The sequence below is a fragment of the Cupriavidus sp. UGS-1 genome (assembly GCF_021213615.1).
Classification (GTDB): domain Bacteria; phylum Pseudomonadota; class Gammaproteobacteria; order Burkholderiales; family Burkholderiaceae; genus Cupriavidus.
Window position 1 is genome coordinate 149,335 of record NZ_JAJQJF010000001.1, and the last position, 23,619, is coordinate 172,953.

Genomic DNA, 23,619 nt, shown 5'->3' on the forward strand with positions numbered 1-23,619 from the left:
GCCCCGCCGCCCAGGCCGCCCCGAAAGCAAGCTCGGCCTTGCTTGTAGGACGAATCCTTGCCGTAATCAGCCATGCGCCGACGGCGCCGCCAGGTCCCCTACGGAATACTCCGGGGAAAACGACTGACAGCGTGGCGCCGTGCTCACCTTCGTGCTGCTGACCCTCGCCGCGATCGGACTGATCGCGATCGTGATCTACCTGTCCAGATGACTGGTGGACGGACGACCGGTGTCGTGCGCGTGGGCACGAGCCAGCGCCGGGCGCGCTTGCAGCGGGCTTCAGCTGGCGCCGTCGGTGCGCAGCGGCGCGGCCGCGACAGGCAGGCCCGGCGGCTCCAGGCCACCACCGCTGTCGTTGGCGGCGGTGTGCTCGGTTGGGGGCGCGGGCGTTGGCGTTGGCGTTTCGTCGAGCCGATTGCCATGCGCGTCGAGGTCGGGCCGGCGCGCAAACAGCAGCGCAAAGTCGCTGAGCGCCTGCCACGTGCTCTGGTGCGCAATGATGTCCGAATGATTGCTGCCGGGGATGGTCTCCACCGCCACCGGTCCCGGCCACGCCGCCATCAGGCGCTCGGAGCATTCATGCGGAACCACGTCGTCGACCTCGGCGAGCAGCACCTTGGTCCGCTGTACCACCTTCTTGCAGTGCGAGATCGAATCGAAGTGATGACGCATCAGCTGACGCAGCGGCACCAGCGGGAAACGCTTGCGCACGAGCTCCAGCAGCGAATCGTAGGGCGTAATCAACTGCAGGCTCTCGAAGTCCTGCAGGTCCGCCAGCTGGATCGCGACCCCCGTGCCCAGGCTGCGGCCCACCACATGCACGCGCGTCCCCGGCAACACGCGGCGCAGGTGCAGCAGGAACTGGCTGGCGTCGGCAACCGCGGCGGCCTCCGAGGGGCTGCCGTCGGAATGGCCCAGGCCCCGATAGTCGAACGTGGCAAAGCCGACCTCGGCCGGCAGCCAATGTAGAAATTGCATGGTCTCGAGCACGTCTTCGCCGCGACCTGGCAAATAGAACAACAGATCGGTGACGGCACAGTGCGCGTCGCCGCGATACACGTAGCCGCGCAGCATGCCGCCTGGAATGGTGTGCGAATAGGCGGTAATGCCCTCCGGCAGCTCGCGCGGCGGGCGCCGGCGCGCGTCGAACAGCAGGCGGCCCTGGTTGATGCCGAGGTAGGTCCAGTAGCTCAAGAAGCCGGCGGCCGTCAGCACGGCGGCGGCGCCGATGGTCTTGTAGGGCAGGTGCGTCAGGACCTGACGAAACAAGTAGCGATTCGCATTGCGGTTTGGGGTGCGTTTCTGTTCTTCCATGAGGCGCACCTTATACGAATTCGGCCCCGCGCGGCAAATCGACGCCAAATGCGGGGCGGATAGCGGCAATTGCCGGCAGTACCTGATTTGAGCGGACCCGCGCGTTGCAGCATCGCATCGGCATTGGTGCCATGCCCTCGCGATAGGCGGATCGATTTCCTATGCTGCCTGTGTCCCCTCACCTGTCCCTGTCCTGACATGGAGAACAACATGGATCGTCGCCAGTTCTTGAAATGGGGAAGCTTCATCACCGTCTCGGTCGCCACCACGGGGTTGGCCGGCTGCGGCGGTGGCGATGACAATCCCGATCCGCCCGAACCGGACCTGTTCGACTTCCGCCACGGGGTCGCCTCGGGGGATCCCCGCCCCGACAGCGTCGTGCTGTGGACGCGCGTCGAGGGCGACAACGGCAGGCGTCACGTCAATGTGCGCCTGCAGGTGTCGACCCAGGAGGACTTCTCCACGCTGGTCGTCAACGACCTGTTGCGTGCACTGCCGGATTGGGATTACACGCTGCGCACCAAGGTCACCGGCCTGAACGCCGCCACCACCTACTACTACCGCTTCCGCGTCGGCAGCCGTTTCAGTCCCGTCGGCCGCACGCGCACCGCCCCTGCGGCCGGCACGCCGCTGTCGCAGCTGAAGTTCGCCTTCGTCAGCTGCCAGGACTGGAGCATCAACCACTGGGCCGGCATGGAGGAGCTCGCCCAGCAGGACCTCGATTTCATCGTGCATACCGGCGACTACATCTATGAGGCCGTGGCCGACGGCGCGCCGGTCAACCTGGTCGAAAGCCGCCATACGCCGCTGTCGCTGCCCAATGGCACCACGCTGCCGAGCGGCTTCCGCTACGCGACCACGCTGGAGGACTACCGCTATCTGTACAAGGCCTACCGCAGCGATGCGCGGCTGCAGGCGCTGCATGCGCGCTTCCCGATGATCGCGATCTGGGACGACCATGAGTTCTCCGACGACTGCTGGCAGGACCGCCAGAGCTATGACGCCGACGACGACCAGACGCCGCAGACCGCGCGGCGGCGCAGCGCCAACCAGGCGTGGTTCGAGTACCTGCCGGCCGACGTGACGCTGGACCTGAACAACCCGTCGTTCCAGAACATCCAGATCTATCGCGCCTTCACCTTTGGCAATCTGGCGACGCTGCTGATGACCGACGAGCGGCTGTATCGCGCCGACCATCTGATCTCGGAGGCCAATGCCGGCGGCGATGTCGGCAGCCGCTTCTTCATCCGGCGCGACACGCTGAAAGCCGCCGAGGACGCGAAGATCGCCGCGGCGGGCGGTGCACTGACGCCGGTGTCGATGCTGGGCGATGCGCAGCGTGCCTGGTGGCAGGACCGTATCGGCGGCGCGGCGACGACCTGGAAACTGTGGGGCAATCAGGTCTCGCTGCTGCGCATGCAGGCCGATCTGACCGAAGCCATCGCGGAGCTGATGGTGCTGCGGCTGATCGCGAGCAATACGGCGCTGACACCGCTGCGCGACCAGATGGAGACGGCGCTGACAGCGGACCTGCGCGCGGCGGTATCGTCGGGGACCTATCCGAACAACGTCGCCTACGCCAATCTGCGGCAACTGCTGTCGACGCAGGCGGGCATCGACGCCGCCAACTTCGACGCCAATATCAAGCCGACGCTCGACAGCCGCCTGCCGCCGGCCTCGCTGCTGGCCACCTACGTGCTGAACGCCGACCAGTGGGATGGCTACGACGCCGAGCGCCGCAACCTGATGGCGTTCCTGAAGACGAACAACGTGCGCAATGTGGTGGCGCTGACCGGCGACATCCACGCGTTCTTTGCCGGCGTGGTGATGGACGACTACGATGCGGCGACACCGACGCCGGTGATGGTCGACCTGGTCGGCGCAGGGCTGTCCAGCAATACGCTGATGAGCACGTACAAGAGCGTGGTCGACAACGATCCGCGCCTCGCCGAAATCAAGGCGCTGATCTACGAGGAGGTCAGCGGCGCCGTGGTCAACACGCTGAATCGCACGCTGCAGCATTTCAATCCGTGGATGCGCTACGTGGAGACCAACGTCACCGGCTATGCGATCGTCACGCTGACGCCGGACCGGCTCAATTGCGCGTTCCATATCCTGAAGGGACTGGTCGACGGCAATGCGCCGCCGCAGCCGGCGACGGCCAGCGTCACGACGGTGGAGGTGCCGGCGGGCTCGGCGGTGGTCAACGTGGTGTAGCGCACCACGCCGCCGTGGCTCCCCTCTCCCTTTCGCGGGAGAGGGGAGCAGTACGACTCGGGATGTCGCGCGTCACGCGCTTTGGTACGATGCCCTCGTTGCCCGAGCCACCACGGAGTCCCCATGCGTCGCAGCGTTGCAGGCCGGGTTCTGCCCGCCGTCATAGTGGCCGCGTTGTGCGGCGCCAGCCTTGCGCATGCCGCGCGCTCGTCGTCACCGGCCGATCAGGCGCCGGTGCCGCCCGTGGTGCCGTCCATGCCGGCCCAGCCCACGCCGGTCGCCACCGCGGAAGGCATCACCGAGTACCGCCTGCCCAACGGGTTGCGCGTACTGCTCGCTCCCGAGGCGGCGCAGCCGACCACCACGGTCAATATCACCTATCTGGTCGGGAGCCGGCACGAGAGCTACGGCGAAAGCGGCATGGCGCACCTGCTCGAGCACCTGCTGTTCAAGGGCACGCCGAGCCTGCCCGACGGCGCGACCGGCCGGCAGATGGCCAGCCGGGGCATGCAATTCAATGGCACCACCGCGTACGATCGGACCAACTACTTCGCCACCTTCGCGGCCAGCGAGGAAAACCTGGACTGGCTGCTGCGGATGGAGGCGGACCGGATGGTCAACAGCACGATCTCGCGCAGCGCGCTCGACAGCGAGATGACGGTGGTGCGCAACGAGCTGGAGCGCGGCGAGAACAGCCCGACCGGGGTGCTGCTGCGGCAGCTGGCCGCCAGCGCCTATCACTGGCACAACTACGGCAAGGCGCCGATCGGCGCGCGCAGCGATATCGAGCACGTCGGCATCGACGCGCTGCAGGCCTTCTATCGCCGCTACTACCAGCCCGACAATGCGGTGCTGGTGATCACCGGGCAATTCGATCCGCAGCGCGCGCTGGCCAGCGTGAGCCGCTATTTCGGCGCAATTCCCCGGCCCGCCCGTGTGCTGGCGGAGCAGTACACCGTCGAGCCGCCGCAGGAAGGGCCGCGCGAGATCCTGCTGCAGCGGCCCGGCGATATCCAGGTCGTGGCCGCGCAGTATCACATCGGCCCAGGCGCGCATCCGGATACTGCGGCGATGACGCTGCTGGTCGATATCCTGACCGCGATTCCGGGAGGACGCCTGTACCACGGACTGGTCGAGCAGAAGAAGGCGGCGTCGCAGACTGGCTTTGTGCGGGCGTTGAAGCAGCCGGGCAGCGTGGTGTTCCTGGCGCAGGTCGGCAAGGCGCAGCCGCTGGAGCCGGCGCGCAGCGGGCTGCTGGAGCTGGTCGAAGGCATCGCCGCGCGGCCGATCACGCAAGAGGAGCTCGACCGCGCGCAGCGGCGTGCGCGCAATGGCTACGAACGGATGCTGAACGATCCGGCCAGCTATGGCGTGGCGCTGTCGGAGGCCATTGCCAAGGGCGATTGGCGGCTGATGCTGATTGCCCGCGATCAGATCGAGCGCGTGACGCTCGACGACGTCAACCGCGTGGCACGCCACTATCTGCAGCGCGCCAACCGCACGCTGGGCCAGTTCATTCCCGTCGACGTGCCCGGCTACGTGGCGATTCCCCCGGCGCCCGACCTCGCCGAGCTGACGCGCGACTATCGGGGCAAGCCCGGCGCGGCCCCGGTCGCGCCGTTCGCTCCCACGCCCGCCAATATCGAGGCGCATACGGTGCGCGCCACGCTGCCGAACGGCATGGCGATGGCGATGTTGCCCAAGCCCGCGCGGGGGCAGCGTGTGCAGGGCCAACTGGTGCTGCGCATGGGCGATGTGCAGAGCCTGCGCGGGCTGGACGCCGTGGGCACGCTGACCGCCGGCATGCTGATGCGCGGCGCCGGCGGGCGCGATCGCCAGCAGTTGATCGATGCGTTTGAGGCGCTGAGGGCGACGGTCGGCGTCTCCGGCGATGCCGAACGCGTGACCGTCGGCTTCCAGGCGCCGCGCGAGCACCTGCCGCAGGTCCTGACGCTGCTGCGCGACGTGCTGCGCGAACCGAGCCTGCCGCTGGCGGAATTCGAGGTGCTGCGCGCCAGCACGATCGCCGGCATCCAGAGCCAGGTACGGCAGCCCGAAGCCCTGGCCCCGGTCGTGCTGGGGCGGCACGGCAATCCCTATCCGAAGGGCGATCCGCGCTATGTGCCCACGCTCGAGGAATCGATTGCGGAATTGCGCGCGGTCCGGCTCGAGCAGGTGCGGGACTTCCATCGGCGTTTCTACGGCGCCAGCCATGCGCAGTTCGCGCTGGTCGGCGACTTCGATGCCGCGGCCGTGCGGCAGCAGGTGGAGGCCCTGTTCGGCGACTGGAATGCGCCGATGCCGTTCGCGCGTGTGGAGCGCGATTTCGTGCCGCTGCATCCGGCGAGCCTGGCCGTGCCGACGCCGCACAAGGCCAACGCCAGCTTCATCGCGGCGCTGCCGATCGGCATGACGATGGACCATCCCGACTATGCGGCGCTGGCGATCGCCAACCGGATCTTCGGCGGCAGCTCGATGAAGAGCCGGCTGGCCGATCGCCTGCGCCAGCAGGAGGGCATCAGCTACGGCGCCACCAGCTATCTGCGGATCGGCGCGCTCGACACCGCGGGGCGCTTCGGCATCCAGGCCTCCTTTGCGCCGCAGAACCTGCCGCGGCTGAAGGCTGGCGTGCAGCGCGAATTGCGGCGATTCCTGCGCGAAGGCGTGACCGGGGACGAACTGGCCGAGGCCAAGAGTGGGCTGCGGCAACAGGGGCTGGTCACCCGCAGCCGCGACGAGGCGCTGGCCTCGATGCTGGCCTATCAATTGTTCGTCGGCCAGACCATGGCGTTTACGGAGCAACTGGAGGCCCGCATCGAGCAGGCCACGGTCGAGCAGGTCAATGCGGCGATCCGGCGCTATCTGGACCCGGACCGCTTCGTCGAGGTCTATGCCGGCGCCTGGCCAGACGCCCGCGGGGCAGAGGACACGGGCAAAGTCGCGGCGGGTGGTCTATAGCTTTATATAATGACGTCTGTTTAAATGATAAATTGTACAAATCGAGGGGGCATCGCCAGAATGGGGCCTTCGCTGCGAAACACAGAGCACGCAGCACAAGAATCTGAACCCTGACACTGACCATCCAACCAAGGAGCGATCCCAATGCTGCAATCCCGTGAAGGCCAACGCGTCCCCAACGTCACATTCCGCGTCCGCGAGAACAATGAATGGAAGAACCTGAGCACCGCGGAGCTGTTCGACAACAAGACCGTCGTGGTCTTCTCGCTGCCCGGCGCATTCACCCCGACCTGTTCGTCGACCCACCTGCCGCGCTACAACGAGCTGGCGCCCGTCTTCGCCAAGCACGGCGTCGACGCGATCCTGTGCGTCTCGGTCAATGACACCTTCGTGATGAACGAGTGGGCCAAGGACCAGGAATCCGAGAACATCGTGATGATCCCCGACGGCAACGGCGAATTCACCGACGGCATGGGCATGCTGGTGGACAAGACCGACCTCGGCTTCGGCAAGCGCAGCTGGCGCTATTCGATGCTGGTCAAGAACGGCGTGGTCGACAAGATGTTCATCGAGCCGGAGGAACCGGGCGACCCGTTCAAGGTCTCCGACGCCGACACGATGCTGGCCTACGTCGCCCCGGACGCCAAGAAGCCTGACCAGGTCGTGGTGTTCTCGAAGGAAGGCTGCCCGTTCTGCGCCAAGGCCAAGCAGCTGCTGGCGGACAACGGCTACCAGTACATCGACGTGCCGCTGGAACACAAGATCCGCGGCAAGGTGCTCGGCGCGGTGTCCGGCACGATGACCGCTCCCCAGGTGTTCATCAACGGCAAGCTGATCGGCGGCGCTGAGCAGGTCGAGCAGTATCTGGCTGCCTGATCTTCCGCAGCGCCTTTTTTCCCAATTCCACTGAATTTTCCGTGGCGCGGTCCGGCAGTCGCCGGACCCGATGGCGGCGTGCCGCCATCGGGTCCGTGGATTGAACCGCCCTGAATACAACGAACGTTTCTCCGAACAGGAATTTCGCCATGCAAACCATCGACACCGACATCGCCGTGATCGGCGCAGGCACCGCCGGCCTCGCCGCGTATCGCGCCGCCAGGGCCGCCGGCAAGCGCGCCGTGATCATCGAGGGCGGGGAATACGGCACCACCTGCGCCCGCGTCGGTTGCATGCCGTCGAAGCTGCTGATCGCGGCGGCCGAGGCCGCGCACGAGCTGCGCCATACCGCGCCGTTCGGCGTCCATGTCGATGGGCAGATCCGCATCGACGGCCGCGAGGTGATGGACCGGGTGCGGCGCGAACGCGATCGCTTCGTCGGCTTCGTCGTACGCGGCGTCGACAATATTCCGGAGCAGGACCGCCTGCGCGGCTATGCCCGCTTCATCGACAACACGGTGCTGCAGGTTGGCGACGATGCCGGCGGCACCGTGGTCCGCGCGAGCCGCGTGGTGATCGCCACCGGCTCGAGCCCGGCCGTGCCAGCGCCGTTCCGCGTGTTCGGTGACCGGCTGGTAGTCAACGACGACGTCTTTGACTGGCAGGATCTGCCGCGCCGCGTGGCGGTGTTCGGTCCCGGCGTGATCGGCCTTGAACTGGGGCAGGCGCTGTCGCGTCTGGGCGTGCAGGTGCGCGTGTTCGGCGTGCGCGGCGGCGTCGGTCCGTTGACCGACCCGGCGATTCGCGCCTACGCCGCCCAGGCCTTCCAGCAGGAGTTCTATCTGGATCCCGATGCCAACGTCACGGACATGGCGCGCGAAGGCGACGAGGCGGTGATCTCGTTCATCGACCGCGACGGCAATGCGGTGACCGAGCGCTTCGACCACGTGCTGGCCGCCACCGGCCGCCAGCCGAATGTCCGCAATCTCGGCCTGGAAAACACTGGCCTGGAGCTCGACGCCCGCGGCGTGCCGGTGTTCGACCCGGCCACGCTGCAGTGCGGCTCGGCCCCGATCTTCATCGCCGGCGACGCCAACGACGTGCTGCCGCTGCTGCACGAGGCCGCCGACGAGGGCAAGAGCGCCGGCGAAAACGCCGCCAGCTGGCCGCGGGTTTCCCCGGTGCCGCGCCGCGCGCCGATCGCGGTGGTGTTCTCGGACCCGCAACTGGCGATGGTCGGCCAGCGCTACGCCGACCTGCCGGCCGACAGCTTTGTCACCGGCGAGGTCAGCTTCGAGGACCAGGGGCGCAGCCGCGTGATGCTGAAGAATCGCGGGCTGATGCATGTCTATGCCGACAAGGCCAGCGGCCGTTTCCTCGGTGCCGAATGGATGGGCCCGCGCGCCGAACATATCGCGCATCTGCTGGCATGGGCATATCAACAGCAATTGACGATCGATCAGATGCTGGCGATGCCGTTCTATCACCCCGTGATCGAAGAGGGCCTGCGCACCGCGTTGCGCGATGCACAAGCCAAACTGCGTGCCTGAGCCGGGTAAATGCCGCCGTGGCGGCATTCCTTCCATTGCCGTTATGCGTGCTGCCGCGCATCCCCGCCTCGACATCGCGGGGGTGCGAATTATTATGTAATTGCCGAATATTGTGATTCTGTCTTATTGGATTACATTTTTTATGGTGACGCGAACATAACCGTGAGCTAGCATAACGGCACCCTACAACTGGCAAGGAATGACGATGGCGACTTACAAACAATTGCTGGCAGAAAAGGAAAAACTCGAAGCGCAACTTGAGGAAGCCAGGCAAACCGAAGTGGCGACGGTGATCGCCCAGATCCAGCAGCTGATGGAGGATTACGGTTTGACGGCAGAGGATCTCGCGCCGCGCCGCCGTGGCCGTCCTCGCAAGTCGGCAGCCCGCTCCGGCACGCCGGCCCCGGCCAAATATCGCGATCCGAAGACCGGCAAGACCTGGTCCGGCCGCGGCCGCGCACCGGCATGGCTGGGCAAGAATCGGGATCGTTTCCTGATCACCGAGTAAGGTTGTGCGTGCAAGACCGTGCGTGATTGCAATTCACCAACGGTAATGCGCCGAATGGCAATATCCGGCGCGAGCGATGTCCTGCCAGGGGACGCGATTGACGCGATTTGCCGCCGTGCCCCCGCATGATTCTGTGCGATAGCCGGTCCCGGGGGCGCAGCATACCTGTCCGTTTTTTGCGGGAATTCCTGTTTTTTGAACCGGTTCCGCCAGCCTGCTTGCAGCAAGACATTGCGACAAGACATTGCGACAAGACAATGCGCAAGCCATTGACGGCGCTTAATTAAGTCTCTTCTTACAATCGAGCCGATCCTCCGTATTGCGACGGGTCAACGCAATACGGGCCGGCCGCCGCCGAATTGCCGAAACGATAACGGTAACGGTGCGCGGCGCATCGAAACGCTCGCCTCGCGCCAATACGATATCCCGCGCCGCTTCCGTGCGATCGTCCGATTCGCAGGTCAACCATACCGACCCTTGCAGGCAAAGCACGGTGTATCCTTGGCCGATCACCAGCCGAAGCGGTTCGGCGCCGATTCTGTCAACGCGACCAATACGATCGATCCGGTCAATTCGGACAATGCCGTCGGGTCCGGCGAATGCATGCATGGCGATCTCCGTGCGTGCCCAGTAGCGGTGGGGCGCCATGTCATTGTGGTCGCGCGTCCGATAGCCTGGCCGGATGTTTCGGCATCCCCGGCATTCCGGCGCATCATGACCGGCGCCAATGACCGGCGCCAATGACCGCGCCAATGCGGCGCCAATGACGACGCCTGCGCTACCATGACTGCGCATATCCGCATCAACCAGCCATGACGAAGATCAGTCCGGCCGCTTCCCAGGCCTTGCGCGCCATGTCCCTCGACGCGCTGCGCGGATTTGACAGCGCGGCCCGTCATTTGAGCTTTACCGCAGCGGCGGACGAGCTGTGCCTGACGCAGTCGGCCATCAGCAAGCAGATCAAGAGCCTGGAGGACGGGCTGGGCGTGCCGCTGTTCCTGCGCGGGGCCAAGGGGTTGTCGTTGACGCCCGAGGGCCGTCTGCTGCAGCAGGCCGCCCGCGAGGCGATCGAACGGCTGGCCGGCACGGTCGAACGCCTGATCGCGCCGGAGCGCAGCGCGATCTCGGTGACCACCACGCCGTCGTTCGCCACGCTATGGCTGGTGCCGCGCCTGGCGCGGTTTCAGGCGGAGGCGCCTGATGTCGACGTGCGTGTGGACGCCTCGGAGGCGGTCGCCAATCTGGACCGGGACGGTTTTGATCTGGCCATCCGGCTGCGCTCGCCGGGACAGGCCGCCGCCGCGCTGCTGCGCGAGCGGTTGATGCTGGTTGCCGCGCCACCGGTCGCCGCGCGCATCCAGCGCGCCGGCGATATTCGCGGCGCGACGCTGCTGGTCTATCACGATCCCAATGCCCGCTTCGGCTGGATGTCCTGGGGCGAGTGGTATCGGCGCCTGGGGCTGACGGCCGCCGCCAGTCAGCCCTGCCTGTATTTCTCGCGCTACGAGCACGTCGTCGCCGCGGCCGCGGAAGGGGCGGGCATTGCGATCGGGCGCACACCGCTGATCCTGCCGCTGCTGGCTCGCGGCGAGCTGCAAGTGGTACTGCCGGAGGCCGGGATGGACGGCATGGAGTACCAGATCGTGCTTGCGGACCATGCACAGGCACGGCCCGCGGTGCACCGGTTCGAGGCCTGGTTGACGCGCGAACTGACGCGCGACGTCACCGGCTGACCGGAGACGCCGCGGCCCACGCCATCAGAAGCGGTGGCGCACACCCACCCCGTAGTTGTTGCCGTGGGACAGGCCGCCGACCTTGTCGTAGTAATAGGCGACATAGACATCGGTGCGCTTGGACAGGTTGTAGTCGTAGGCCACCGCCGCCGTATTGCGCTCGATATCGGCGACCTCGTTCTTGACCTTGCCGTAGGCATACGACAGCAGCAGGCTGCCGGCGCCGATCGGCACCGACGCGCCGATCTGTCCGTTGCTGTGCTTGATGTCGCCGGTCGCGCCGTCGATATCCGATCGGATGTGCTGGCCCTGCGCAAACAGCTTGACCACCTTGAAGTCGTAGCTGAGGCCGGCCTGCACGGCGTTCTGCTTGCGAAAGCCGACCATCGCGGCGGGCGAGGTCACGTCTCCCGGCGTGTTGTTGAACTTGACCTGCTGGAACGCGACGGTCGCGGCAAACGGCCCGTTGAAATACAGCACGTTGCCGCCCCACTTGTTCTTGCCGTTGTCGCCGGCCTGCTCGCCGAACGCATAGATCGCATTGAAGCTGAGCCCGCCGAACTTCGGCGACGAATAGACCAGCGAATTGCTCCACCCGGAATCGCCAATGATGCCCGGATCGTAGACCGTGCCGCCATTGCTGCTGACATAGGTGTGGAAGATGGTCGGCGAGAAGTGGTACGAATCGACCAGCGGATTGAACAGGATCGTCGACAGGAAATACGGCGTGGTATTTCGGCCGAGCCGGACGGTGCCGGCTGACTCGCTCTGCAGCCCGACGTAGGCGCTGCGCGTGAACATGCCGTCGGCATCGAACCGGCCCGCGCGGCCGCCGTCGGCCCGATAGAAGCCATTCAGATCGAAGATCGCCTTCAGGCCGTTGCCCAGATCCTCGGTGCCCTTGATGCCCCAATACGACGTCTGCATGCCGCCGGCACCGAGCACATAGGCGCGATCGCCGCCGACCGCCTTGTTGCTGCCGACGTAGGTGTCGATCTGCCCGTACAGCGTCACGCTGGACTGCGCCAGCACGCCCCCGCTCGCCAATGCCGCCACGGCGGCCACCATCGCGGCCGACAGCGCGCGCGCCGGCCGGAATATCGTCGTTGTCATGCGAACCTCCATCGTTGACCCTGATTTCTCTCGTGCTGCCTTCTATCGAGGCGTCGTTGTCGTGATGTCCCCGCTCGGCTGGCTCGGCCGATTTACCGGGGTGTTCGGAGCAGTGTGCGGAAATCGGGCGGGACCGACCACCATCATTTTTCGTGCGACGCGAGCACAAAATGTGTGCGGTGGCGGAACGAGCCGTGCAGAGTCCCGGACGAGATGGCGGGGACGGCGTCGCGCCCGTTATGCGGCCAACGTCAGCGGCGCGTGCAGGCCGCCGATGGCGGTCTTCAGATGCTCGGCGAATGCGGCGGCAGAGGGCGGCAGCGCGCGGCCCTTGCGAGCGGCCAGCACCAGCCGGCCCAGCGCCAGCTCGGGATCGCCGAGCGGCACCGCGGTCAGCGTGCCCTGCCGCGTCTCGCGCAGCGTGCCGGCATGGAACTGGAAGCAGATCGCATCGGTCTGCCGGACGAAACCCTTCAGCGTCTCGACCGTGGTCGCCTCGAGCATCACCGACAGATGCAGCCGATTGCGGGCGGCGATCGCTTCGATCAGACCGCGGCTGGCAAAGGTGGCCGGGCCGAGGGCCACCGGGAAGGCCGCGCAGTCGGCCAGCCGCAGCGTGCGCCGTGCGGCAAGCGGATGGTCGGGCCGCATCATCGCGCAGAACGGCTGTGGCGCGGCCGCGAGCTCCTGCAGCAGCGGACTGGCGGGGGGATCGTGCGCCAGCAGCAGGTCCGCTTCGTCCTGCTTCAGCGCTTGCATCAGCGCATCGGTCCCGCCGATCTGCACATGGAATTGCACGCCGCCATGGCGTGTCTGATAGCGGCCGATCGCGCCGGGCAGGAAATCGGTCGCCACCGACTCCGCCGAGGCGATCCGCACCGAGCCGCGCACCAAGCCGCGCAGCTGTGCCATCTGTGCCGCCGCCGTGTCCAGGTCGGCCAGGCTGCGCCGGATGGTGGCCACCAGCACTTCGCCGGCCGACGTCAGCCGCACGCCGCGCGGCAGCCGTTCGAACAGCGGCGTGCCGATCTGCTGTTCCACCTCGAGAATCTTGCGGTTCAGCGCGGTCGACGCGACATGCAGCTGTTCGGCCGCCTTGCGGATCGAGCCGCAGCGGGCCACGGTGTCGAGATACAGATAGACGCGGGGAGGGTGGAGCATCGGCTCGGGGGCGCGCGGCAGGAATCGGAACGATCACTGGCAAGCAAGGATCGTGCGCGGTCTCGAAGCCCTGGAGACAACACGGGCGTGGCCGCCCTGCGCTGGCCGATCTTCCGTTCGCATCCTATTGTGGGACGTGGTTGGGTCGGTCCGATCGTATGCGGGGCGGCCCGTGTCTCGTAACAACACTGACGGAGCGCATGGCTATGCAGAAGATTGGATCGGCAAGGTGGCAAGGCGGCATCAAGGACGGCGGCGGCACGATTTCGACCCAGAGCGGCGTGCTCAAGGATGCGCCATACGGCTTCAAGGCACGCTTCGAGGGCGGCCCCGGCACCAATCCGGAGGAGCTGATCGGGGCTGCCCATGCCGGCTGCTTTTCGATGGCCCTGTCGCTGATTCTCGGCGAGGCGGGCATGGTGCCGGACAGCATCGACACCAAGGCCACCGTCACGCTGGAAAAGGAGGGCGGCGGCTTCAGTATCACGGCCATCCATCTGGACGTGGCGGTGCGTATCCCCGGCGCGGACCAGGCCGCCTTCGACAAGTGCGCGCAGACCGCCAAGGAGAACTGCCCGGTGTCCAAGCTGATGAAGGCACCGATCACGATGAATGCCACCCTGAATGCCTGAGTACCCGCCCGCCGCCGTGCCGCGCCCAGGCGGCACGGCGGCGAGATTTCCCGGGAACCGGGCGCGCAACGCGCTTTCTATAATGGACAGGGCGCAGCGCCCCGCCATCCGGCGCTGCTGCCCGCCACCTCAGGAGGCAACATCATGCAGAGCAGCGAAGCGGTGCTCACGCAGGCCCGCGCGGCGCTGGCCAATCTGCCGTTCCACGGCCAGCATCTCCATCCCACCATCAATTTGCGCCTGTCCGACGGCGCACTGATTCTCGAGGGCGACGTCCCGGATATCGTCGCCAAGACCCGGGCCGCGGCCCGGATGCGCAAGATCGACGGCGTATCGTGCGTGATCGACCATCTGCGCGTGGCCAACGGCGCGGCGCCCGCCGGCGATGGCGAACTGCGCAACGCGGTCTGCGAGCGGCTGCTGCAGGCCGTGGATTTCCGCAGTTGCAAGATCTGCGTGCATGCCAAGGGCCGGCTGGAAACGCTGCGCGAGGCGGTCGGCGAGCGCAGCGGCTGGATCGAGGTCAATACGGTCGATGGCATCGTGACCTTGCGCGGACAGGTGATCAGCCTGTCCCATATGCGGCTCGCCGGCGTGCTCGCCTGGTGGTCGCCCGGGTGCCAGTGCGTGGTCAATGAACTCGAGATCGCGCCGGCGGAACGCGACAACGACGAGGAGATCACCGAGGCGCTGCGCCTGGTGCTCGAGTCGGATCCGCTGGTCAATGCGGACCAGATCGCCATTCGCACCGAGAACCGCGTGGTCACGCTGGAGGGCTATGCGGGCGAGGGCGCACGCCGCCAGGCCGAACGCGATGCCTGGTATCTGCACGGCGTCGAGGACGTCATCAACCGGATCGAACGCCGGCCAGATGCCGTCTGAGGGCGCAGCGAGCGTTACGCCAGGGTTTGGCGCTGCCATGGGCCCGGCCTATCGTCAGGCCGCGGTCCCTTCGCGCAGCCCGTCCTCCACGCGCCAGTAACGGCGCCGCGCGCGCAGCGCATAGCGGGCGCGATAGTCCGACATCGACATCCCGGTCGCGCGCTGGAACAGCCGCCGGAAGGTCGCTGCATCGCTGTAGCCGCACGCTTCGGCGATCGCCTGCGTGCCGTGCAGCGAGACCTCCAGCAGTGTCTTCGCCCGCTCGATTCGCAGCGCATGCAGGTAGGCCAGCGGCGTCATGCCGGTAACCTGGCGGAAATGCCGCAGCAAGGTCCGCTCGCTGACCGCGGCCGCGCCCGCCACCTCGGCCAACCGGTATGGCGCGCCGATATGGTCCCGCAGCCAGCGCCTGGCGCGGAATACCGGGCTGTCGGCGGTCGGGGTGAGCCAGCGCTGCGCCGTCAGCGCCGGCGTCAGCAGCTGGCGTTCAGCCTGCAGCAGCAGCACGCGGGCACTGGCCTGGGCCAGGTCGGGATCGTGCAGATGGCCGAGCACGCGCAGCATGAATTCGGTCTGCAGGGCCGGCGCCACGCTGTGGAAGACGCGGCCGTGCACGCCCATCGGTTCGTCGTCGGTGAAGTCGCACAGCCGGTAGCGGCGCGCCATCCAGCTCTGGTAAAGCCACGGTGCGCCGATGCGGGCGCCGTCGAGCAGTCCCAGTTCGGCGGCATAGGCGATGCCGTTGAACGACGCCGCGATCCAGCCGCCCGCCTGCGCATGCCGCTCCACCAGCTTGAGCACCGCGCGTTGCTGTTCGAACAATTCGCCGAGATGCGGCGCGTTGCGCGCCATCACGCCGGGGATCACCAGCAGTGAACGGGTTTCGCCCTGTTTGCGGCCGCGCTCGGCTGCGCGCGAGCGGCGGCGTGAGCGGACCAGACCCGGTACCGGCATCGGCAAGGCCCGTCCCGTTTCGCCGATGACCTGCCAGCTGAGCCCGCACTCGCGTCCCGGGCGCTGCAATTGCGCGATGCCGCTGGCCGTGCGCAGGACGTCGAGCGCGGCGAACAGCGAGCCCGGCATGGCATGGGGCAGCCACAGCAGCCGCACATGCAATGCCGGCGCCGGGCGGTCCGTCGCCGGTAGCGGGCCCAGTTCGGGGAAATTCGGCGCAGACGCGTCGTCGTCGGGGCAGGGCGGTGGAGGCGCTGGCATGGCGGGATCGACATCGGAAATGGCGATATTGGTCCTCCCCGATGCGGCGGACAAGCCCTAGCATCCCGGATTGACTCCCGGCACAACGCGGCCCCTTGCCGCCAACAACATTCGCTATCCGGGCCTTCACCTCAGGAGACTTCATGCAGCCACGCCTGCAACCCGCCGTACGCCGCCTCGCCGCGGCAGCCCTGTTCGCTTGCGCCGCCGGTGCTGCCACCATCGCAGGCCCCGCCCAGGCCGCGCCCGATGCGACGCTGCTCGAGGCGGCCCGCGCCGCGCAGCCGAAACTGATCGAATCGCTGAAGGAGATGGTGTCGATCGAATCGGGCAGCCGCAACGCGGCCGGATTGGCGCAGATGGCGGCGTATGCCGAAAGGCGGCTGGCGGCGCTGGGCGCAACCACCGAGCGCGTCAAGCCGAAAAGCGGGGACAGTCCGATCGTCAAAGGCACGCTGACGGGCAACGGCAAGGCGCGCATCATGCTGATCGCGCATATGGACACGATCTATCCGCCCAATACGCTGGCCACGCAGCCGATCCGCCAGGATGGCAACAAGCTGTACGGGCCCGGCATCGCCGACGACAAGGGGGGCATCGCGGTGATCCTGCACGCGCTGGAAATCCTGCAGGCGAGCGGCTGGCGTGACTACGCGCGCATCACGGTGCTGCTGAACGCCGACGAGGAAATCGGCTCGGAGGGCTCGGGCGAGCTGATCGCCGCGCTCGGCGAGCAGCACGACGTGGTGTTGTCGTGCGAGCCGACCGCGGCCAAGGCCGTGGTCAAGGCCGAGGCGCTGCTGCTTGGCGCCAGCGGCACCGCCAGTGCGACGATGGAGGTCAAGGGACGCGCCGCGCATGCCGGCGCCGCGCCCGAGCACGGCCGCAACGCACTGCTCGAACTCGCCCATCAGTTGCAGCAGACCCGTGATATCGCCAAGTCGGTTCCCGGCACGCAGCTGAACTGGACCGGCGCGCAGGCGGGCGTCGTGCGCAACCAGATTCCCGAGGTCGCGGTGGCGACCGCCGACGTGCGCACCACCGTCAAGGACGGTCCGCAGAAGCTGAAGGCCGCGCTCGAGCGCAAGGTCGCGGAGAGCCGGCTGGTTCCCGATACGCACACCACGGTGTCGATGGAAGAGGGCCGTCCGCCCTTCGTCGTCAACGAAAAGGGCCGCGCGCTGGCCAAGCGGGCGCAGCAGATCTACGCCGAACTGGACGGCCGTCAGCTTGCGCTGGCGGAAGGAACCGGCGGCGGCACCGACGCGGGCTACGCCGCGCTGTCGGGCAAGCCCGCGGTGGTCGAGAGTTTTGGACTGGCCGGCTTCGGCTATCACGCGCGCGACGAGTACATCGAGATCGACTCGATCGTGCCGCGGCTGTATCTGATGACGCGCATGCTGCAGGAAATCGGCAGGCAATAGCGCTGCGCTTTCAATTGGCGGCAATCTGAATCCCGCGTCATTCCGATCTTTTCAATGCGCCCGCCGGCAATAACCGGCGGGCGCATTTTTTCTTGCGCAATGCCACAGAACCCGCCAACGCAAGTTTTGCAAGGCGTGCAGGGAATGTCTGTCGGATTCACAACGTGGGGCGCGTGCTGGCGCGGAATTGGATCGGCACGCCCGTTGCTAGAGCTAGGAACGCGTCGCCGGCGGCTCACCGCACGGCGTCTTTCGCTCACCCCACAACGGAGTTTCCATGGACACCTTGACCGATCTGCTGGATGCCAAGGGCTGCCCGCTGGGCCAGCAACATTTCACTTGGAAGGACCTGGTCCAGGCGCCGATCAGCAAGCTGGACGATGACGCATTCACCCGCGTCCGCATCATTCTGATGAATGGCATCGAATCCGATGCGCTGCGGCTCAAGCACATCATGTCGCGCTGCAATCGGGAATTGCGGATTCCGCTCGCGCAAATCCGCCGCGTCGAGCATCACCAGGCCACGATGATCAACTGGCTGATCGGCGCCGATCATTCCCCGCTGGAGACGACGATCGCCTATGAACAAGTGGCCATCGAGGTCACCGCGGCGGTCGCGCAGACCGAGCCCGATCCGTACCAGGCGCAGGCCTATCGCTTCGGCCTGCTCGAGGACTTCGATCATCTGTACCGCTATAGCGCGCTGCTCGACCGGCTCGAAGGCAAGGACGCGAATGCGATCACGCAGGGCCATACCGACATCGTGCCGGGACGCTCGACCTGGGTCGAACACCGCGCGCCGCAGGACGACGTGCGCGAGAGCTACGACCGCGCCAACGCCGCGCTGATCACCAAGATCCACGCCGCGATGATCACCGCGGCCGAGTACCAGACCCACGACTACTACATGAACATCGGGCCGCTGTTCTCCGACCCGCTGGCGCGCCAGCTGTACGCCGAGATCGCATCGATCGAGGAACAGCACGTGACCCAGTACGGCTCGCTGATGGATCCCGATGAAAGCATGATCGAGAAGTGGGTGATCCACGAAGCGATGGAGGCCTACAACTACTACAGCTGCGTGCAGCAGGAGAGCAATCCGCGCATCAAGGCGATCTGGGAACGCTTCCTCGACTACGAGCTGGGCCATCTGCATGTCGCCTGCGAAATGCTCAAGCGCCACGAGAATCGTGACCCCGCAGAGATCCTGTCCGGACCGCTGCCCAAGCCGATCGACTTCGCCAGCCAACGCGATTTCGTGCGCAAGGTGCTGGCGGACGAGGTCGACCTGCGTGCCAACGGCATGGACTTCGTGCCGCTCGACAAGGACAGCCCCGCCTCGATCGAATACCGCCGCGTGATGAATGCCGACGGCTCGCCGTCGCAGCTGGTTTCCGCCGGCTATGTCTGGACGCCCGGCACCGAACTGGCGCGGATGCACACCGCCGCCTGAGGCGATCGCTGAAGCCGCCACGAAGCCGCCACGAAGCCATCTCGCTGGACCAGCGAACTGGACAACCGAAACTGGAGAGAACGCATGCAACAGACCACCCAGATGGGCGTCAACCGCACCGGCGCGCAGATGTCGCCGATCGACACCGAGACCATGGAGCGTTATGCCGAGAACATGGGGCCGGACAGCGGGATCGACGACATGAACGTACCGGCCGAATCGCAGCCGGCCGCCGAGGTGCGTGCCCAATATATTGACGAGGCAGACCCGGTCGGTTCGGTGCCGCTGCCCGGTACGCTCAAGGGCGCGATGAGCACGACGATGGACAAGCTGACCGGCAATCGTCCAGAGGTGCTGATCGACAAGCTCGGCGAGCGCCTGGCGTTCGAACGCACCGGCACGCGCCTCTACGAGCTGATGATCGCCAAGTGCAAGGAGATGGATACCAGCGCGGTCGATCCCGACGTGCTCGGCACGCTGATGCATTTCCATGATGAAGAGGCCGAGCACTTCGCGATGGTCGACGAGACCATGCGGGCGATCGGCGCAGACCCGACTGCGGTCACGCCTTGCGCCGACGTGGCAGGCGTCACCGCCATGGGAGTACTGCAGACCATCGCCGATCCTCGCACGAACTTCGCGCAATGCCTCAATGCGCTGCTGACCGCGGAGATGACCGACAACGCGGGTTGGGAATTGCTGATCAAGCTTGCGACCGAGACCGGCCATACCGAGATGGCACAGAAGTTCCAGCAGGCGCTGACGGAGGAGGAGCAGCATATGGCCACGATCCGGCAGTGGCTGGAGCGTGCAGTCATCACGGAAGCGACGTAAGACGAGCGCACCAGCACCAGCACCAGCACCAGCGCCGGTTGCCGCGGCGGACCCGCGGCACCGCCCGCCTGAAGGAGGGCGCATGAAGGAAATGTTCTATCGCGACCATCTGATCGCCGCGCACGCGGTGCCGGTCGGCGCCAGCGCGGGCGTGCGCTACGGCTACCAGGGCGAGATCCTGCCGGCCGGCGCGCGCGCGGCCACGACGCAGGAGGACTTGCCGGCGTCCTTCGCCTCCGATGTCGAGACGGCGTTCGACAACGCGGCCACCGCGATCGAGGCCTGCCTGCTCGAGGGCCGGCGGCTGATCGATATCCGGCTCGACGGCGCCGACACGCCGGCGGCATCGTCCGACCCGGCCCGGGCCCCCGGCTCGGGCAATAGCAACCAGAGGAGCATGCAATGACCCAGAAGCAGACCGACCAAGGCAAGAGCGGATCGAGCGGCAAGGGTGCCGCCCAGGGTGGCAAGGGCGGTGAAGGCGGACGCGAGGAGCCGAGCCCGATCGACGTGCAGAAGTCCCTGAAGGGCATCGATTTTCCCGCCACCAAGGACGACATCCTCTCGCGCGCCCGCGACGGCGGCGCCAGCGAAGAGGTCATGGCCGAACTGGAGCAACTGCCGGAGCGCGACTACGATTCCCCGGCGGAGATCTCGCGGGAGTTGGGCAAGCTGCATTGAAGCTGATGCGCTTGACGCGCGGCATGGGCGGTGGAGCGCGAAGGTGAGGCTCAGGTACACCTTCTGCTGCGACTTTTCGCAAAGGCGCGCTGCGGTCTTGCGGCGCGCTCATCGATTGTCTAGATTGGCCCGTCTACCGTGGAGGGGCCAGCATGCGCACGATCAACCTGGATGAAGCTTCCGCCGACTTGCCGCATCTCGTTGAGATGGCGGCGCAAGGGGAGTCGTTTGTCATCGCGAAAGGCGGCAAGCCAATGGTCAGGGTCGTTCCGGTCCAGGCCATCCATCGCTCCGGTGAAAAGCGGATCGGCATTCTGCAGGATCGGTTCAACGTTCCCGAGGATTTCGACCGGCTGTGCAGTGATGAAATCGAAGTACTCTTCACTGGCCGGATATGAAGCTGCTTTTCGATACGCATATCTTGCTGTGGGCGTTGATCAAGCCCGGACGTCTTCCGACCGGTGCGCGCCTGCTGATCGAAGACGAGTTCAATGAACCGGTGTTCAGCGCGGCAAGCATATGGGAGATCGCGATCAAGGCGTCGTTGTGTCGCCGCAGCTTCGATGTCGATCCCAGGATCATGCGGCGCGGTCTGCTCGAAAGCGGCTATCGAGAATTGCCGATCATCTCCGAGCACGCCATGGTTTTGGAGGACCTGCCGCTGTTGCACAAGGATCCGTTCGATCGCGTGCTGGTTGCCCAGGCCATCGTGGAAGACATGGCCCTCATTACCGCGGATCCAGTGGCCGCACGTTATCCCGGCCCGGTGCGACACGTGTGACACTGGACCGAAGAGAGCCCAGACGGGTCCTTACGACACCGCCTCCAACACTGGCGCCACTACCGGCCGCGGTCCGGGAAACGAATCGCGATAGCCCATTTCCGGATCGCGCGCGAATATTTCGGCGGCCCAATCGACGAAGACGCGGACCTTGGCCGACAGGTTCCGGTTTTGCGGATACATGGCCGAGATCGGCATGACTTCTTCCTGCCAATCGCCCATGATTTCAACGAGTCGGCCGCTTTCCAGATACGGTTGGGCCATCACACGGGAAATGACGGCGATACCGTGGCCTTCCAGCGCGCAGCCGATATAGACCTCGGGATCGTTGGTCGAGATCGCCGACGGTAGCAGCAATTCATGGCGTTCGTCGCCGCGCGTCAGGATCCATGGCATTTCGCGGCCGGTGCGCGACGACAGGTAATTGATCGCGCGATGCTGCATCAATTCATCCGGCGTGGTCGGCGTGCCGTGCTGCTTCAGATAAATAGGCGAGGCGTAGAAAGCCAGGCGCAATTGGCCGATTCGCCGCGCCACCATCGTATCGTCGACGGTATCGCCGACCCGAATGACCACGTCGACGCCTTCCTTCAGCAGATCGATCGGTTTGCCATTGATCGTCAGTTCGACCTTCAGGTCCGGATAGCGCGCGAAGAACTCATGCAGATTGGGCACCAAGGCCAGCCGCGCCAGCCCGCCGACCGTATCGACCCGCAGCGTGCCGCGCGGGGTCTGGTTCTGATGCGTCAGCGATTGCTCGGCTTCGTCGACATCGGCCAGAATGCGGACGCACCGTTCGTAATAGGCGGCGCCTTCCGACGTCACGCTGATCCGGCGCGTGGTCCGGTGCAACAGCTTGACGCCCAGATGCGTTTCCAGATTCTGGATCAGCCGCGTCAGCGTGGCCTTGGGCAAATCGAGCGATTCTGCCGCGCGCGCGAAACTACCGACATCGACGACGCGGGTAAAGGCTTGCATTGAGACGAAGCGGTCCATGGCGGCTATCCAATAAGAAAGCCATAGCGAGCGGACAGTGCCGCGCGGCTGGCGAGGGCGAATGTTACTCACTCTGCGAGACGTATGCACGGTAGGGTCTTTCATTGGCATAACCGCAACAGTGGAGCGGTTATTGGCCGAATGGGGACGATCTACCGGAACGAACCCGGGGCCGGCGCGATTATTCCATCCGCAGAATAGTGCGTTGGCAAACTGCGCCTTTATCCCGCCTACGTCAATCACCATAATTCGGTGCAACGCAACATGCAAACCATGCGTCGAGCCGTTTCCGGCGGCCGCGCAACGGAACCCAGACCATGACCAAGCCGACGCAAGATACCGCTTCCCAGCCCGCCAAGGCCGGCGCCGCGGCGCGTGTGGTGCGGCATGAGATCGCCAGCGGCGAGCGCACCATTGCTGTGCACGTGTGTTATCCCGCCGGATATCCGACCGCGTGGGCGCCGTCTCCGCTGCCATGGTTGCTCTATCTGCATGCCGGCAGCTTTGTCGACGGCGGCATCGAGAAGGCGGCCCATCTGACCCGCCAGTTGGCCGGCGCGGTCCCGGCGGTAGTGGTCGCGCCCGAATACTCGCTGGCTCCGGACCATCCGTTCCCGGCTGCACCGGAAGACGCCTTCAATACCGCCGAATGGGTATTGCGCCAGGCGCGCCGGCTCAAGGTCGACAAGATGCGTTTCTCGCTGGTGGGCGAGGAAGCGGGCGGCAATCTGGCGATTGCGGTGGCGCAGATGCTGCGCGATCGCGGCCTGCCGGCGCCGCGCGCGCAATGGCTGATCCGCCCGGTCACCGACCCCTGCCTGCAGCACGCCTCCTGCGCCGGCCAGGCGCACGTGCCGCTGGAAACGCTGCAGCGCATGGCCGTTTGCTATCGCGATTACCTGCCGACGCCCGCGGCGTCGGTCCATCCCTACGCCGCGCCGGCGCATGCGATGCGTCTGGCCGGTCTGCCGCCGACGCTGATCCAGGTGGCCGAGCTCGATGCCCTGCGGCCGGAAGGCGAGGCCTTCGGTCGCAAGCTGCTCGACCGCGGCGTGGCGGCGGAAACCCGAATCATGCCCGGCGCCTGTGGCGCCGGTGTCGAAGCATCCCACGACCGATGTCAGGTATGGGTCGATGAAGGCGCGCGCTTTCTGCGAGAACGTTTCGCGGACAGCGACGAAGCCTCGCCACAGGCCGAACGCCGGCCGGCAGCCAAGCCTTCCGGTTGGGCGCCGTGACGTGCCCGCGGCCGCGCCGGTGCTGACACGCTAGCGCGGACCGCCATTCGAGA

General features: G+C 66.3%; 22 protein-coding genes. 16 read left to right on the plus strand and 6 right to left on the minus strand.

Going from position 1 to position 23,619, the window contains the following annotated elements; all coding sequences use genetic code 11:
- Nucleotides 1–279 precede the first annotated feature (279 nt).
- Nucleotides 280–1,314: an alpha/beta hydrolase gene (locus tag LRR16_RS00660; protein ID WP_064576251.1), complete on the minus strand. Its 1,035-nt coding sequence runs from the start codon at nucleotides 1,312–1,314 to the stop codon at nucleotides 280–282.
- A 210-nt stretch (nucleotides 1,315–1,524) separates the two neighbouring features.
- Here LRR16_RS00660 and LRR16_RS00665 point away from each other — a divergent pair, with 210 nt between their 5' ends.
- From LRR16_RS00665 to LRR16_RS00685, 5 genes are all read left to right on the plus strand, one after another.
- Nucleotides 1,525–3,531: an alkaline phosphatase gene (locus LRR16_RS00665; RefSeq protein WP_232204389.1), complete on the plus strand. Its 2,007-nt coding sequence runs from the start codon at nucleotides 1,525–1,527 to the stop codon at nucleotides 3,529–3,531.
- 255 nt (nucleotides 3,532–3,786) lie between these two features.
- Nucleotides 3,787–6,489 carry a pitrilysin family protein gene (locus LRR16_RS00670; protein ID WP_232204399.1) on the plus strand — a complete coding sequence of 901 codons (2,703 nt, stop codon included), beginning with the start codon at nucleotides 3,787–3,789 and terminating at the stop codon, nucleotides 6,487–6,489.
- A gap of 144 nt (nucleotides 6,490–6,633) precedes the next feature.
- Nucleotides 6,634–7,365, plus strand: coding sequence for a glutathione peroxidase (locus LRR16_RS00675; protein ID WP_232204400.1), 732 nt, complete (start codon nucleotides 6,634–6,636; stop codon nucleotides 7,363–7,365).
- A 149-nt stretch (nucleotides 7,366–7,514) separates the two neighbouring features.
- Nucleotides 7,515–8,915: a dihydrolipoyl dehydrogenase gene (locus LRR16_RS00680; protein WP_232204401.1), complete on the plus strand. Its 1,401-nt coding sequence runs from the start codon at nucleotides 7,515–7,517 to the stop codon at nucleotides 8,913–8,915.
- A gap of 205 nt (nucleotides 8,916–9,120) precedes the next feature.
- Nucleotides 9,121–9,423, plus strand: a complete 303-nt coding sequence (locus LRR16_RS00685; RefSeq protein WP_006575547.1) for an H-NS family nucleoid-associated regulatory protein — start codon at nucleotides 9,121–9,123, stop codon at nucleotides 9,421–9,423.
- A gap of 279 nt (nucleotides 9,424–9,702) precedes the next feature.
- On the opposite strand, the gene LRR16_RS00690 is transcribed toward LRR16_RS00685, so the two are convergent.
- Nucleotides 9,703–10,032, minus strand: coding sequence for a DUF2917 domain-containing protein (locus LRR16_RS00690; protein WP_232204402.1), 330 nt, complete (start codon nucleotides 10,030–10,032; stop codon nucleotides 9,703–9,705).
- Between the two features lie 203 nt (nucleotides 10,033–10,235).
- Here LRR16_RS00690 and LRR16_RS00695 point away from each other — a divergent pair, with 203 nt between their 5' ends.
- Nucleotides 10,236–11,156, plus strand: coding sequence for a LysR substrate-binding domain-containing protein (locus tag LRR16_RS00695; RefSeq protein ID WP_064576387.1), 921 nt, complete (start codon nucleotides 10,236–10,238; stop codon nucleotides 11,154–11,156).
- A 24-nt stretch (nucleotides 11,157–11,180) separates the two neighbouring features.
- Here the strand turns inward: LRR16_RS00695 and LRR16_RS00700 are convergent, their stop codons facing one another.
- Both LRR16_RS00700 and LRR16_RS00705 read right to left on the minus strand, forming a co-directional pair.
- A complete protein-coding gene (locus tag LRR16_RS00700) occupies nucleotides 11,181–12,269 on the minus strand; it encodes a porin (RefSeq protein WP_232204404.1) in 1,089 nt (362 codons plus the stop codon).
- A 237-nt stretch (nucleotides 12,270–12,506) separates the two neighbouring features.
- Entirely contained in the window at nucleotides 12,507–13,430 is a 924-nt protein-coding gene (locus tag LRR16_RS00705; RefSeq protein WP_232204406.1) for a LysR family transcriptional regulator, read from the minus strand.
- A 206-nt stretch (nucleotides 13,431–13,636) separates the two neighbouring features.
- On the opposite strand from LRR16_RS00705, the gene LRR16_RS00710 reads away from it, so the two are divergent.
- Together LRR16_RS00710 and LRR16_RS00715 are read left to right on the plus strand one after the other, a co-directional pair.
- Nucleotides 13,637–14,062, plus strand: a complete 426-nt coding sequence (locus LRR16_RS00710; protein WP_006575552.1) for an OsmC family protein — start codon at nucleotides 13,637–13,639, stop codon at nucleotides 14,060–14,062.
- A gap of 144 nt (nucleotides 14,063–14,206) precedes the next feature.
- On the plus strand, nucleotides 14,207–14,944 hold the full coding sequence (locus LRR16_RS00715) for a BON domain-containing protein (RefSeq protein ID WP_006575553.1): 738 nt from the start codon (nucleotides 14,207–14,209) through the stop codon (nucleotides 14,942–14,944).
- A gap of 54 nt (nucleotides 14,945–14,998) precedes the next feature.
- Here the strand turns inward: LRR16_RS00715 and LRR16_RS00720 are convergent, their stop codons facing one another.
- A complete protein-coding gene (locus tag LRR16_RS00720; RefSeq protein ID WP_232204705.1) occupies nucleotides 14,999–16,027 on the minus strand; it encodes a GlxA family transcriptional regulator in 1,029 nt (342 codons plus the stop codon).
- Nucleotides 16,028–16,302: 275 nt separating this feature from the next.
- Here LRR16_RS00720 and LRR16_RS00725 point away from each other — a divergent pair, with 275 nt between their 5' ends.
- From LRR16_RS00725 to LRR16_RS00755, 7 genes are all read left to right on the plus strand, one after another.
- Nucleotides 16,303–17,583: a M20/M25/M40 family metallo-hydrolase gene (locus LRR16_RS00725; protein ID WP_023263270.1), complete on the plus strand. Its 1,281-nt coding sequence runs from the start codon at nucleotides 16,303–16,305 to the stop codon at nucleotides 17,581–17,583.
- Between the two features lie 277 nt (nucleotides 17,584–17,860).
- Nucleotides 17,861–19,036 carry a hypothetical protein gene (locus tag LRR16_RS00730; protein ID WP_006575556.1) on the plus strand — a complete coding sequence of 392 codons (1,176 nt, stop codon included), beginning with the start codon at nucleotides 17,861–17,863 and terminating at the stop codon, nucleotides 19,034–19,036.
- An 84-nt stretch (nucleotides 19,037–19,120) separates the two neighbouring features.
- Nucleotides 19,121–19,870, plus strand: a complete 750-nt coding sequence (locus LRR16_RS00735; RefSeq protein WP_006575557.1) for a DUF892 family protein — start codon at nucleotides 19,121–19,123, stop codon at nucleotides 19,868–19,870.
- 82 nt (nucleotides 19,871–19,952) lie between these two features.
- Nucleotides 19,953–20,276 carry a hypothetical protein gene (locus tag LRR16_RS00740; protein WP_006575558.1) on the plus strand — a complete coding sequence of 108 codons (324 nt, stop codon included), beginning with the start codon at nucleotides 19,953–19,955 and terminating at the stop codon, nucleotides 20,274–20,276.
- Nucleotides 20,273–20,551: a DUF2795 domain-containing protein gene (locus LRR16_RS00745; RefSeq protein ID WP_006575559.1), complete on the plus strand. Its 279-nt coding sequence runs from the start codon at nucleotides 20,273–20,275 to the stop codon at nucleotides 20,549–20,551. The genes LRR16_RS00740 and LRR16_RS00745 overlap by 4 nt, the downstream gene beginning before the upstream one ends.
- Before the next feature lie 152 nt (nucleotides 20,552–20,703).
- The gene (locus LRR16_RS00750) at nucleotides 20,704–20,949 is read left to right on the plus strand and encodes a type II toxin-antitoxin system Phd/YefM family antitoxin (RefSeq protein ID WP_174779809.1); all 246 of its coding nucleotides are present in this window, start codon (nucleotides 20,704–20,706) and stop codon (nucleotides 20,947–20,949) included.
- A complete protein-coding gene (locus LRR16_RS00755; protein WP_232204408.1) occupies nucleotides 20,946–21,332 on the plus strand; it encodes a type II toxin-antitoxin system VapC family toxin in 387 nt (128 codons plus the stop codon). The genes LRR16_RS00750 and LRR16_RS00755 overlap by 4 nt, the downstream gene beginning before the upstream one ends.
- A gap of 30 nt (nucleotides 21,333–21,362) precedes the next feature.
- Here the strand turns inward: LRR16_RS00755 and LRR16_RS00760 are convergent, their stop codons facing one another.
- The gene (locus tag LRR16_RS00760; protein WP_064576263.1) at nucleotides 21,363–22,328 is read right to left on the minus strand and encodes a LysR family transcriptional regulator; all 966 of its coding nucleotides are present in this window, start codon (nucleotides 22,326–22,328) and stop codon (nucleotides 21,363–21,365) included.
- Nucleotides 22,329–22,645: 317 nt separating this feature from the next.
- Here LRR16_RS00760 and LRR16_RS00765 point away from each other — a divergent pair, with 317 nt between their 5' ends.
- On the plus strand, nucleotides 22,646–23,566 hold the full coding sequence (locus LRR16_RS00765; RefSeq protein WP_006575562.1) for an alpha/beta hydrolase: 921 nt from the start codon (nucleotides 22,646–22,648) through the stop codon (nucleotides 23,564–23,566).
- Nucleotides 23,567–23,619: the final 53 nt, after the last annotated feature.

Excerpts from the sequence above, each read along its gene's own strand:
- LRR16_RS00660 (WP_064576251.1), bottom strand. The coding sequence starts at position 1,314 with ATGGAAGAACAGAAACGCACCCCAAACCGCAATGCGAATCGCTACTTG.
- LRR16_RS00665 (WP_232204389.1), top strand. The coding sequence starts at position 1,525 with ATGGATCGTCGCCAGTTCTTGAAATGGGGAAGCTTCATCACCGTCTCG.
- LRR16_RS00670 (WP_232204399.1), top strand. The coding sequence starts at position 3,787 with ATGCCGGCCCAGCCCACGCCGGTCGCCACCGCGGAAGGCATCACCGAG.
- LRR16_RS00675 (WP_232204400.1), top strand. The coding sequence starts at position 6,634 with ATGCTGCAATCCCGTGAAGGCCAACGCGTCCCCAACGTCACATTCCGC.
- LRR16_RS00680 (WP_232204401.1), top strand. The coding sequence starts at position 7,515 with ATGCAAACCATCGACACCGACATCGCCGTGATCGGCGCAGGCACCGCC.
- LRR16_RS00685 (WP_006575547.1), top strand. The coding sequence starts at position 9,121 with ATGGCGACTTACAAACAATTGCTGGCAGAAAAGGAAAAACTCGAAGCG.
- LRR16_RS00690 (WP_232204402.1), bottom strand. The coding sequence starts at position 10,032 with ATGCATGCATTCGCCGGACCCGACGGCATTGTCCGAATTGACCGGATC.
- LRR16_RS00695 (WP_064576387.1), top strand. The coding sequence starts at position 10,236 with ATGACGAAGATCAGTCCGGCCGCTTCCCAGGCCTTGCGCGCCATGTCC.
- LRR16_RS00700 (WP_232204404.1), bottom strand. The coding sequence starts at position 12,269 with ATGACAACGACGATATTCCGGCCGGCGCGCGCGCTGTCGGCCGCGATG.
- LRR16_RS00705 (WP_232204406.1), bottom strand. The coding sequence starts at position 13,430 with ATGCTCCACCCTCCCCGCGTCTATCTGTATCTCGACACCGTGGCCCGC.
- LRR16_RS00710 (WP_006575552.1), top strand. The coding sequence starts at position 13,637 with ATGCAGAAGATTGGATCGGCAAGGTGGCAAGGCGGCATCAAGGACGGC.
- LRR16_RS00715 (WP_006575553.1), top strand. The coding sequence starts at position 14,207 with ATGCAGAGCAGCGAAGCGGTGCTCACGCAGGCCCGCGCGGCGCTGGCC.
- LRR16_RS00720 (WP_232204705.1), bottom strand. The coding sequence starts at position 16,027 with ATGCCGGGCTCGCTGTTCGCCGCGCTCGACGTCCTGCGCACGGCCAGC.
- LRR16_RS00725 (WP_023263270.1), top strand. The coding sequence starts at position 16,303 with ATGCAGCCACGCCTGCAACCCGCCGTACGCCGCCTCGCCGCGGCAGCC.
- LRR16_RS00730 (WP_006575556.1), top strand. The coding sequence starts at position 17,861 with ATGGACACCTTGACCGATCTGCTGGATGCCAAGGGCTGCCCGCTGGGC.
- LRR16_RS00735 (WP_006575557.1), top strand. The coding sequence starts at position 19,121 with ATGCAACAGACCACCCAGATGGGCGTCAACCGCACCGGCGCGCAGATG.
- LRR16_RS00740 (WP_006575558.1), top strand. The coding sequence starts at position 19,953 with ATGAAGGAAATGTTCTATCGCGACCATCTGATCGCCGCGCACGCGGTG.
- LRR16_RS00745 (WP_006575559.1), top strand. The coding sequence starts at position 20,273 with ATGACCCAGAAGCAGACCGACCAAGGCAAGAGCGGATCGAGCGGCAAG.
- LRR16_RS00750 (WP_174779809.1), top strand. The coding sequence starts at position 20,704 with ATGCGCACGATCAACCTGGATGAAGCTTCCGCCGACTTGCCGCATCTC.
- LRR16_RS00755 (WP_232204408.1), top strand. The coding sequence starts at position 20,946 with ATGAAGCTGCTTTTCGATACGCATATCTTGCTGTGGGCGTTGATCAAG.
- LRR16_RS00760 (WP_064576263.1), bottom strand. The coding sequence starts at position 22,328 with ATGGACCGCTTCGTCTCAATGCAAGCCTTTACCCGCGTCGTCGATGTC.
- LRR16_RS00765 (WP_006575562.1), top strand. The coding sequence starts at position 22,646 with ATGACCAAGCCGACGCAAGATACCGCTTCCCAGCCCGCCAAGGCCGGC.